Origin of the sequence: Propionivibrio sp. (genome assembly GCF_016790145.1) — a bacterium.
Lineage (GTDB): Bacteria > Pseudomonadota > Gammaproteobacteria > Burkholderiales > Rhodocyclaceae > Propionivibrio.
Genome location: NZ_JAEUOI010000140.1, coordinates 1 through 10,538, shown reverse-complemented (window position 1 = coordinate 10,538; position 10,538 = coordinate 1). Strand labels below are relative to the sequence as shown.

Annotated in this window: 12 protein-coding genes and 2 pseudogenes; all 14 read left to right on the top strand. The window is 60.8% G+C overall.

Going from position 1 to position 10,538, the window contains the following annotated elements:
• Positions 1 to 603: pseudogene (locus tag JNM42_RS11785) on the top strand (NAD/FAD-binding protein); the annotation flags it as partial.
• Positions 600 to 1,379: a DUF1365 domain-containing protein gene (locus tag JNM42_RS11780; protein ID WP_294269886.1), complete on the top strand. Its 780-nt coding sequence runs from the start codon at positions 600 to 602 to the stop codon at positions 1,377 to 1,379. The pseudogene JNM42_RS11785 and the gene JNM42_RS11780, both read left to right, overlap by 4 nt.
• Positions 1,376 to 2,602, top strand: coding sequence for a cyclopropane-fatty-acyl-phospholipid synthase family protein (locus JNM42_RS11775; protein WP_294269882.1), 1,227 nt, complete (start codon positions 1,376 to 1,378; stop codon positions 2,600 to 2,602). The genes JNM42_RS11780 and JNM42_RS11775 overlap by 4 nt, the downstream gene beginning before the upstream one ends.
• Positions 2,599 to 3,129 carry a chalcone isomerase family protein gene (locus tag JNM42_RS11770; RefSeq protein WP_294269879.1) on the top strand — a complete coding sequence of 177 codons (531 nt, stop codon included), beginning with the start codon at positions 2,599 to 2,601 and terminating at the stop codon, positions 3,127 to 3,129. Before JNM42_RS11775 ends, JNM42_RS11770 begins: the two co-directional genes overlap by 4 nt.
• Entirely contained in the window at positions 3,126 to 4,415 is a 1,290-nt protein-coding gene (locus tag JNM42_RS11765; RefSeq protein ID WP_294269875.1) for an MFS transporter, read from the top strand. Before JNM42_RS11770 ends, JNM42_RS11765 begins: the two co-directional genes overlap by 4 nt.
• Positions 4,412 to 4,963 (top strand): DUF3833 domain-containing protein, encoded by a 552-nt coding sequence (locus tag JNM42_RS11760; RefSeq protein ID WP_294269872.1) that lies wholly within the window; start codon positions 4,412 to 4,414, stop codon positions 4,961 to 4,963. Before JNM42_RS11765 ends, JNM42_RS11760 begins: the two co-directional genes overlap by 4 nt.
• 493 nt (positions 4,964 to 5,456) lie before the next feature.
• The gene (locus JNM42_RS11755) at positions 5,457 to 5,777 is read left to right on the top strand and encodes a metalloregulator ArsR/SmtB family transcription factor (protein WP_294269867.1); all 321 of its coding nucleotides are present in this window, start codon (positions 5,457 to 5,459) and stop codon (positions 5,775 to 5,777) included.
• Entirely contained in the window at positions 5,774 to 6,280 is a 507-nt protein-coding gene (locus tag JNM42_RS11750; RefSeq protein ID WP_294269864.1) for an arsenate reductase ArsC, read from the top strand. Before JNM42_RS11755 ends, JNM42_RS11750 begins: the two co-directional genes overlap by 4 nt.
• Positions 6,277 to 7,323, top strand: a complete 1,047-nt coding sequence (gene arsB, locus JNM42_RS11745; RefSeq protein WP_294269862.1) for an ACR3 family arsenite efflux transporter — start codon at positions 6,277 to 6,279, stop codon at positions 7,321 to 7,323. The genes JNM42_RS11750 and arsB overlap by 4 nt, the downstream gene beginning before the upstream one ends.
• A 21-nt stretch (positions 7,324 to 7,344) precedes the next feature.
• Positions 7,345 to 7,920, top strand: coding sequence for an RNA polymerase sigma factor SigZ (sigZ, locus tag JNM42_RS11740; RefSeq protein WP_294269859.1), 576 nt, complete (start codon positions 7,345 to 7,347; stop codon positions 7,918 to 7,920).
• A gap of 98 nt (positions 7,921 to 8,018) precedes the next feature.
• Complete coding sequence (locus JNM42_RS11735) at positions 8,019 to 8,324, top strand: hypothetical protein (RefSeq protein WP_294269857.1); 306 nt, start codon at positions 8,019 to 8,021, stop codon at positions 8,322 to 8,324.
• 30 nt (positions 8,325 to 8,354) lie between these two features.
• Entirely contained in the window at positions 8,355 to 9,608 is a 1,254-nt protein-coding gene (locus JNM42_RS11730) for a ferredoxin reductase family protein (RefSeq protein WP_294269854.1), read from the top strand.
• Complete coding sequence (locus tag JNM42_RS11725; protein ID WP_294269852.1) at positions 9,608 to 9,976, top strand: cytochrome b5-like heme/steroid binding domain-containing protein; 369 nt, start codon at positions 9,608 to 9,610, stop codon at positions 9,974 to 9,976. Before JNM42_RS11730 ends, JNM42_RS11725 begins: the two co-directional genes overlap by 1 nt.
• Positions 9,973 to 10,538 (top strand): annotated as a pseudogene (locus JNM42_RS11720) (hypothetical protein); the annotation flags it as partial. The gene JNM42_RS11725 and the pseudogene JNM42_RS11720, both read left to right, overlap by 4 nt.

Below are 10,538 nucleotides of genomic sequence, written 5' to 3'. Positions count from 1 at the left end.
CCAGGCGCGCTTGAACGCTTCGATCAGGTCGTGCTGGCGTGCCACAGCGATCAGGCGAAGACGATTCTCGGCGATACGGCATCGCCGCAGGAGCGCCGCCTGCTCGGTGCCATCGGCTACCAGGCGAACCGGGCCGTGCTGCATACCGATGCGGCGCTGCTGCCACGCGATCCAGCGCTGTGGTCGGCATGGAATTATCTGTCCAGCAAGGATGAACTGAACCAGCGACCGGTCAATGTTTCCTACCTGATCAACCGTTTGCAGCCCTTGCCGTTCAAGACGCCGGTGATGGTTTCGCTTAATCCGCAGCGTGCACCGGCTGCCGGCAAGGTGATCGCCGAGTTCGACTACGCGCATCCGCTTTTCGATGGCCCGGCGATTGCCGCACAGCGTCAGTTGTCTTCAATTTCCGGCCAGCACGGCGTGTGGTATTGCGGCGCGTGGACGGGCTACGGCTTTCATGAGGATGGTTTGAAATCCGGTTTGAAGGTGGCCAACGCCCTCGGCTGCAAAGCCCCTTGGCAGGGAGCCGAGGTCGTGGAGCCGGTGAGCGGCAGGCCGCTGACTGCGCAACCTGAATCGCTCAGCGAGCTGGCGGCATGACTGCGGACGCCCAGCTCTTCTTCGGGCAGGTCATGCACCGTCGCTTCAGGCCGGCGGGGCATCAATTCATCTACCCGGTGTACTTCTGCGTATTGCCCTTGTTGGGCATCGAGCGCGTCGGGAGCGCACTGTTTTCGGTGAACCGCTTCAATCTGTTCAGTTTTCGTTTTGCCGATCACGGTGCGCGCGATGGTTCGCACCCCTTGCCGTGGATATGCGATCTGCTGGATAAGAACAGTATCGTCGCCGACGGCGAAATCAGATTGCAGTGCTTCCCGCGAGTGCTCGGCTTTGTCTTCAATCCGGTCAGTTTCTGGTATTGCCACAATCGCTCTGGCGAACTGATGGCCGTACTAGCCGAGGTCAGCAATACCTTCGGCGAGCATCACAATTACCTGCTGGCGCATGCCGACGGGCGGGCGATCAGCGACGGCGAAGTGATTGAACGGAACAAAGTGTTCCATGTCTCACCGTTCATGGATATAGCCGGGCATTATCGCTTCCGTTTTTACGCCAGAGCCGAGCCGGGCCATGCACCCTCATGGCGGCTGGCGTGTATCGATCATGGCGACGCGGGTGGCGATCTGCTGCATACCGCACTTTCCGGGGAGGCCAGTCCGCTGGTCAACCGGACTTTGCTCAAGGCGTTTTTCAGTTATCCACTGCTGACCTTTGGCGTGGTTCTTCGTATCCATTGGCAGGCGCTCAGGCTGTGGCTCAAGCGCGTGCCCTTCTTCACCAAACCCGAACCTCCACTTGAGGAGACGACGCGATGAACGCGATGCAAAATACTTTTCCCCTGACCGCCCCGGCCTCGGTAACCCGCCTGCCGCGCAGTGCACGGGCGGTACTCAAACTGCTGGAGAAAATCGGTCACGGAACACTTGAAGTACGCTTGCCTAACGGCTCTCTTGTTTGTTTCGGCAATGGCGGTTCGTCAGTAACGCTACAAATCTCCGATTGGGCGGTTTTCGAGCGCATTCTTGAGCGCGGCGATGTCGGTTTCGCCGAGGCCTGGCTCGATAGTGAGTGGGAAACTCCCGATCTGGCTGGGTTGCTGACCTTGCTCGCCAACAATCGCGAAGCCCTCTCGCACGCCGTCTATGGGCAGTGGTCGAGTCTGCTGCTGTCCCGCTTTCGTCATTTATTCAATGCCAATACACGTCGCGGATCGCGCCGCAACATCATGGCGCACTACGATCTGGGCAACGATTTTTACCGGCTCTGGCTCGATTCGACGATGAGCTATTCAAGCGCCATGTACTCGGGCGACGCAAAACGCTCGATGGAGTTTGCCCAACTGGCCAAATATAGGCGCATCCTGCGCCGCCTCAATGCACGTCCGGGACAGCGTATCCTGGAGATCGGCTGCGGCTGGGGTGGTTTTGCTGAAGTCGCCGCACGTGAAGCGTGTGTCGATGTCGTTGGCGTGACGCTGTCGCGTGCGCAACTCGAATTTGCCAGCCAGCGCATGGCGCGCGCCGGGCTGGAAGGGCCGGTGAAGATCGCACTGTGCGACTATCGTGACCTGGCCGGTGAACAGTACGACCATATCGTTTCGATCGAGATGTTCGAGGCGGTCGGTGAGCGCTGGTGGCCGAGCTATTTCAAGACGCTGGAGCGCATGCTGGCACCGGAAGGCCGCGCCGTGGTGCAGAGCATCACCATCCAGGACAAGCTGTTCTCGCGTTATCGCCGTGGCACCGACTTCATCCAGCAGAACGTCTTCCCTGGCGGCATGCTGCCCAGTCCCTCGGCTTTTCAACGGCAGGCGGCGAAAGCCGGTCTGTCGGTACGCGATGTCTTTGCTTTCGGCAGCGACTATGCGCGCACGCTGGCCGAATGGTCGGCCAGATTCGAGCAGCAGTGGCCGGCCATCGCAGCGCAGGGCTTCGATGATCGCTTCCACCGGCTGTGGCGTTTCTACCTCGCCTATTGCCAGGCCGGATTCAACAGCGGCTGTACCGACGTCATGCAGTTCGAACTGGCGCATCAATGATGAGACGACTGATCCTGCTGGCCTTGTTCGTTGCGGCCAGCGCTCAGGCGCTGCCGGAGTCCGTACGCACAGGTGAGCCGGGCTGGCGCCAGTGGGGCAGCGGCGAGATGACGTGGTTCGGGATTTCGCTGTATCGCGCCACGTTGTGGGTTGCCGGTGCTGGTGCCGATCCGGAAAACCTGCCGGGTAGCGGGCCCATCGCCCTGCAACTCGACTACCGGCGCGACATTCCGCGCGAGCGTCTGGTGCAGTCCAGCCTCGACGAAATGCGCCGGCTGGGTGCCGACGAGGCGCAACTGTCGCGCTGGGCGACCGATCTGCGGCGCGTCTTTCCCGATGTGAAGGAGGGCGACACCATCGTCGGCGTGCACTATCCGGGTCGTGGCGCGAGTTTCTATCATCGCGGACAGGCCAGCGGTGAAGTAGCCGATGCGGAATTCGCCCGCCGTTTTTTTGCCATCTGGCTTGATCCTGAAAGTCGCAGCCCCTCGCTGCGGGCGGCGCTGCTCAAGCGACCGCAAGGATGAGCGGTCTTTCCCGGCAAGCCGAACCCTTGCCGCGGCGCCAACTGCTGGCCTACGGCGCACTCGGCCTGCCGCTGGCCATGGCGGCGCTGCCGGTCTACGTGCATGTACCGCGCCTCTACGCTGAAACGGCGGGAATGAGCCTGAGCCTGCTCGGCGGATTGCTGCTGGCGGCACGTCTGGCCGATGCCGGTATCGATCCGCTGCTCGGTGGCTGGAGCGACCGGACGGCGAAACGTCAGCGCCTGATCGTGCTGGCGCTGCCCTTGCTGGCAATCGGCATGCTCGCCTTGTTGCACCCTCCCGAGCTCGGTGCGCCGTTATGGCTGATGGGATCGATGCTGCTCACTTATTTCGCGTTTTCGCTGGCCAGTGTCGCTTATCAGGCCTGGGGCGCAGAGCTCGGGCGCGATTCAGGCGAGCGAACGCGCCTGACGGCTAGCCGAGAGGGCTTCGGCCTGATCGGCGTGGTGCTGGCAGCGGCTTTACCCGGACTGTTTTCCGACAATTCGGCGCAGGGGCTGTCCTGGCTGGCGTGGATCTTTGTCCCCTTGCTCTGCATCATGGCACTGGTGACCCTGCTCGGCGCTCCGGCCTCAGTGGCGCGCATTCCAGCCGGGGGAAAGCTGCTTGGCGATCTGTGGCGTGTTCTCGGCAATCTCCGCTTCCGGCGTTTGCTGGCGGTTTTCGTAGTGAACGGGATCGCCGCTGCGTTGCCGGCGACGCTGGTTCTTTTCTTTGTCGCCGATGTACTGCAGGCCGAAGCGTGGGGCGGTGCTTTCCTGGCCCTTTACTTCGTCAGCGGCATTGCCTTCCTGCCACTCTGGGTTTCGCTGTCCAGGCGCTTTGGCCGGGTAGCGGCCTGGGTGGCGTCAATGGCTGTCGCCATTGCAGCCTTTTCGTGGGCGTGGCTGCTGGGTGCGGGCGACGTATGGGCCTTTGCTGTCATCTGCCTGCTCTCCGGCGCGGCGCTCGGCGCCGATCTCACGCTGCCGGCCGCACTGCTCGCCGATATCGCTGAAGGGCGTGCTGCCGGGAGTGGCGCAAAGGAGAACCAGTCGGCGCAGGCCGGGGGCTACTTCGGCTGGTGGAATCTGGTCGCCAAGCTCAATCTGGCGCTCGCTGCCGGCCTCTCACTGCCGCTGCTTGACCTGGCTGGCTACCGGCCCGGCGACTTTACGGCGACCTCCGGGCTGTCGGCGGTCTATTGCCTGCTGCCGCTGTTCTTCAAAACCATTGCCGCCGTGCTCGCCTGGCGCTGGCGGAAAATTCTGGAGTCAACACCATGAAAACCCTTTGGCTGGCTGTCTTTGCCTGTGGCATTCTCGGGTTGGGCGGCTGTGCCGGAACCTCGCTCGAACGCTACCGCGATCAACGGCCGGTGCTCGATCTAACGCAATACTTCAACGGAACGATCGACGGCTGGGGGATGTTTCAGGATCGTTCGGGCGCGGTGATCAAGCGCTTTCATGTGGTAATCGATGCCAGGTGGGAAAAGCGCGACGGCGTCGATGTCGGTACGCTCGATGAAAACTTCACCTGGTCGGATGGAACGACATCGCGCCGGGTATGGACCATCACGCGCGTCGACGCCGGGCACTATGTCGGCCGTGCCGATGACGTGGTCGGCGAGGCCCGGGGCGAAGCCGCCGGCAACGCCCTGCGCTGGCGCTATGTGCTGGCGTTGCCGGTCGATGGCAGGGTCTGGAACGTCGACTTTGATGACTGGATGTTCCTGATCGACGAGGGTGACAAGCGGGTCATGCTCAATCGCGCCGTGATGAGCAAGTTCGGTTTTCGACTCGGCGAGGTCACATTGAGTTTCACCCGGCGCTGAAATCATGCCCGTCAATGTTGTTCGTCCACGGGCTGAACGAGGCACACTTCCCCATCGTCATTCCGCCGCAAGCCGGAATCCACAAAGGGTGACTGGTAATCTCCTGGTTCCCGCTTTTCTTCCGAAAGAGAAAGGGCCTGTGGATCAAATACCCTCTGCGTGGCCCAGGGCCATGGGGTGTGCCGGCATGATGGATCCTTCGAGATGTGTAAATAGGCCAGCTTCCAGGGCCACCCCTTACCCCTTGGGAGAGGAGAGGTTCGTGAGTCGCTGGCACCCTATCTCGCTAACTGGAAAAGCCCTGAAAGCCACGTAAATGGCTTGGCAATGTCAGCCGTGGAAGCTGTACAAACAGTGGCTGGCTCGGCATGTGGCTTTAAGTGCTCGTCCTGACTGCCTTGCAGGCTGGTTACCAATCAGATCTTTTATCCCTTGATTGATTTTCCCCTGGAAGTAATTGCCCAGCCGACAATATTTCCATATTATTGGAAATATGGAAAACAATAATGCCGTAAGCGCTCTCGCTGCCCTGGCGCAGGAGAACCGCCTGGCCGTCTTCAGATTGCTGGTTCGCAACGCTCCCGAAGGACTGACTCCAGGAGTAATCGGCGAACAGCTTGAACTGCCGGCGCCAACGCTTTCATTTCATCTCAAGACCCTGGCGCAGGCCGGGCTGGTCACGGCCATTCAGGAAGGGCGCTTCGTGCGCTACCGGGCCGAAATGGCCGGCATCAATGCGCTGATCGACTTTCTGACCGAAGACTGCTGCTGCGGTCATCCCCAACTCTGTATTCCGAAAGGAAAACAAGAATGAGTACTTCCCGTCCGATCAACGTGCTGGTGCTATGCACCGGCAACTCCGCCCGCTCTGTGCTTGGCGAAGCCCTGTTCAACCATCTCGGCGAGGGTCGCGTGCGTGCCTTTTCGGCGGGCAGCAAGCCGTCCGGCAAGGTCAACCCGGTGGCACTGGAAACGCTGGAAAAGCATGGCGTCGCAGTGCCGTCCGGGGTGCGCAGCAAGTCGTGGGACGAGTTCGCTGCGCCGGGCGCGCCGCAGCTCGACTACATCTTTACGGTTTGCGCCAGTGCCGCAGGAGAGGTCTGCCCGATCTGGCCGGGGCATCCGGCCACCGCGCACTGGGGTATCGACGACCCGGCGCATGTCGAACCGCTTGCCGCGCGTCGGGAAGCCTTCGAAGTCGCCTATCGGCATCTTGAGCGGCGCATTCGGGCTTTTCTTGCGCTGCCGCTTGAAAGGCTTTCGGTAGACGAAGTCAAGGCGGCTGCACGGCGTATTCATGAAGAGGCCGATCAATGAGCGCCGTAAGCAAAAAACTCTCTTTCCTCGACCGCTATCTGACGGTCTGGATTTTCGCCGCGATGGCGCTTGGTGTCGGTCTTGGTTTTTCGCTGCCGGGTATCGAGGATTTCATCAACCGCTTCCAGGTCGGTACGACCAACATTCCGATTGCGGCGGGGCTGATCCTGATGATGTATCCGCCCTTTGCCAAGGTGCGTTACGAAGAACTGCCCGATGTCTTCCGCGACCGGAAGGTGCTCGGACTCTCCCTGGTTCAGAACTGGATTGTCGGGCCGATATTGATGTTTTCCCTGGCGATCGTTTTTCTCCAGGACAAGCCGGAATACATGGTCGGCCTGATCATGATCGGCCTCGCCCGTTGTATTGCAATGGTGATTGTCTGGAACGAGCTGGCCAGGGGCTCGACCGAATATGCTGCCGGTCTGGTGGCCTTCAACTCCATTTTTCAGGTGCTGTTTTTCAGCGTCTATGCCTGGCTGTTCATCACCGTGCTGCCGCCGTTCTTCGGGCTCACCGGCTCGGTGGTCGATATCTCAATCCGGCAGATTGCCGAGAGTGTCTTCATCTATCTGGGCATCCCCTGCATTGCCGGTATGCTGACCCGCGTCATCATGCTGCGCTTTGTCAGCAAAGAGTGGTATCACACCCGCTTCGTGCCGAAGATCGCGCCGATCACGCTGATCGCGCTGCTGTTCACCATCGTGGTCATGTTCAGCCTGAAGGGCAAGCTGATCGTCAGTATCCCCTTGGACGTGGTACGCATCGCCATTCCGCTGCTGATCTATTTCGTATCGATGTTCATCTTTGCGTTTTTCATGACCAGGCGCCTGGGGGCCAGTTACGAAAAGTGCGCCACCCTCTCGTTCACTGCCGCCAGCAACAACTTTGAACTGGCCATCGCGGTGGCCATCGCGGTTTACGGCATCGACTCGGGCGTTGCATTTGCGGCGGTGATCGGGCCGCTGGTCGAAGTGCCGGTGATGATCGGCCTGGTCAATGTCTCGTTGTGGTTGCAAAAGAAGTGTTTCGTCGTAGCGTGATAACGGACATCGAGAACCGCCGTGCTCAGCCCGACTGATTCCGCCCTCGCTTGCCTCAACAAGGCGTGGCAGGCGCACCAGGCCGAAATACGACGCTTCTTGCTGCATCGCACCGGCCATGCCGGCGATGCCGACGATCTGTTGCAGGAGCTTTTTCTCAGGGCTTTGCTACAGGATAAAAATTTCTGCCAGCTCGACAATCCGCGGGCCTGGCTTTTCCATGTTGCGCGCAATCTGCTGATCGACCGGCTGCGCCTGAGCAAAGCTGAGGTGCCGCTGCCGGAGGATCTGGCCGCCGAAGCGGAGCCCGAGTTGCACCCGGTGGACAGCTTGAGCCAGTGTATTCCGCGCGTATTGTCCGAACTGGCGCCAGCCGACCGCGAAGCGATCCTGCTCTGCGACTTGCAGGGAATGACGCATCCGGCCTATGCCAGGCGTCTCGGCATTTCCCTGTCGGCAGCGAAATCGCGGGTACAACGCGCACGCAAAAGAATGCAGGCACAGATGGTCAATGCCTGCCAGGTCAGCTTCGATGAAAGTGGAGAGGTCTGCTGCTTCGTCCCGCGACCGCCACTTGATCCCTCTCAAATGAAATAAGCGTGAATCCTTCCAGTATCCGATTCGTCTCCGCTAATATGAGCTTGGTTGCCGCCCGATAATAGGGGGCTGACAGAGCATTTAGCTTGGAGGTTGATTTGAGAAAAGAACGGGCCAGCGTTTTACTTGCCCTGCTGCTGCTTTCCATTGCGCTGCCGGCCAGCGCGCGCGGGCCGTGGCGGGCCAGCGAAACGAACACCCGAGGCTGGCAGTTGATGACCCCGGAAGAGCGGATCGAGCATCAATCCGCGATTCGTGGTTTTTCGACGCTTGAGGAATGCCGGGCCTACCAGGTGAAGCATCACCAGTTGATGGAAGAGCGAGCGCGGCAGCGGGATATGGTCTTGCCGAGCGGTGGACAGGATATCTGTGTGCACCTCAAGCCCGGCCCGGCGAGGCCCTGAGGCCTCCCTTGATCGAGACGCTCGCCAACAATGTATCCCTTGCGCTTTCTGTCGATCCCCATGCTGGTCGTGGCCGCTATGGCCGGCCCGGTCTATTGGGCGCTGCCCGTAGGACTTTCGCTGGCACGCAGCCTGGGCATTGTTGTCGGCTGGGCCGGATGTGGTCTGCTGCTTGCCAGTTTGCTCCTGATGCTCCGGGAAAGCAGGCTGGCCCAAGGGCTGGGTGGGCTGGAAAGGATGTATCGCTGGCATCACTGGGTGGGCATGGCCGCCTATGTCTTGTTGCTGGCGCATCCGCTGTTTCTGGCGCTCGACGCTTGGCCGGATAACCGGTTGCTGGCCTGGCAGACGCTCTCTCCCTTTGGCCAGGGTTGGCCGGTCTGGCTGGGCTGGCTATCGCTGCTCCTGCTGATGGCTGGGCTGGCAGTCACCTTCGAGAAACGTATTCCCTATCGTACCTGGCGCTGGCTGCATGTCGGGCTTGGGCTCGCCGTGCTGTTCGGTTTGCTTCACCTTGTCTTGCTGGGTATCGACGAGCCGGTATGGCCGATTCTTGGGCTGGCCGCTTTCTTTCTCGGCTGGCGTATCGTGCGGGAAGACTTCGGATTGGCGGCCCGCCCTTATACCGTGCAAGCCGTCAGACCGGTTGCTGAAGGCATGGTCGAAATATCCCTGAAGCCCTTGGCTGATGCCTTTAAAGTAAAACCCGGTCAGTTTGCCCTGGTCGCCTTTTTTGCCGGGCCCACATTCAGGGGCTGCGGAGAGTTTCACCCCTTTACCGTCAGTGCGGTGGGGGCTGACGGCGAGATCCGCTTTGGCGTTAAAGCATTGGGCGATTGCACGCGAAAAATCCAGTCCATTGAGCCGGGCGTGATGGCCCGTGTGCACGGCGCCTTTGGCGATTTCCTGGCCGAGCGGCCGGCGGTACCGCAACTGTGGGTCGCCGGTGGCATTGGCATTACGCCATTCCTCTCCCTTCTGCGGGCAGGGCCGGTCAATCAGCAGACGGTGCTCCTCTATCTTTATCGGGCCGAGGCCGACGCCGCGTTTCTGCCCGAGCTGCAGGCATTGGCAGAGAACGATCCCAAGCTTTCTCTTCAGGCCGTAGCGAGCGGCCAGACCGTTCCCGATCTGAATACGCTTCTTCCCGATGCTCCCAGCCTGGCTCATCATGAATGTTATCTGTGCGGCCCGCCCGGCATGGTGGCCGGACTCAGGAAGGCCCTGAAAGACCGGGGCATCGCGCCCCGCCATATCCACTTTGAAAACTTCGAGTTCCGATAATGCGCCGTCTCTATTTATCCACGACCCTGTTGTTCTGGCTGCTGGTCGCCGCCTTCTGGGCTGGAAGCCTGTACTTGCCACCGGCTGATGAAAGCCTCGCCACTGCGGCCGAGAAAACCTATACAAAAGTGGATCTCGCCAGGCATGCGACAGAGGAGAATTGCTGGATGGCGATTCGTGGTAGCGTCTATGACCTGAGTGCCTACCTGCCCGAACATCCATCGCGGCCTGAACTGGTGTTGCCCTGGTGCGGCAAGGAGGCGACGGAGGCCTACAATACAAAAACCAAAGGCCGTCCGCATTCGCCTTATGCGGACGAGTTGCTCAACAAGTACAGAATTGGCAAGCTCGCTCCGGACAAACCATGATGTCTGAGTCATTGATTTCATTCTCGCCAAGTCAAACGGCAAGCCTGCCTTGCCCGGCACCCCTATCGCCGCCGCTGGGGGTCATCGAGGAGGTGCACGGACCGGTGATCGACATTCTTTGCAATCGCCTGCCGCCGCTGCATCAGGCCGTTTACGTCTGCCTGGATGGTGAGCGTTATACCTTCGAAGTGCATCGCCATCTCGACGAATCACGGGCGCGCGCCATCGCGCTGCATCGCACCTCCGGGCTGCGCCGCTTGCTGCCGGTGTTCGACAGTGGCGGGCCGCTACAGGTGCCGGTAACGCCCGATTGCCTGGGACGGCTGCTCGATATCTTCGGTCATCCGCTGGACGGTGGGCCACCCCTCGATGCCAGGGAATTCCGCCCCATTGTCGCCGCACCGGCACCGCTTTCCGAAGCCGCCGGGATGGGCGAAATCCTGCTCACCGGGATCAAGGTGATCGACCTGTTGTGCCCCTTTGTGCGCGGCGGCAAGACTGGCTTGTTCGGCGGCGCCGGCGTCGGCAAGACGGTGTTGATCATGGAGTTCATGAACGCCAT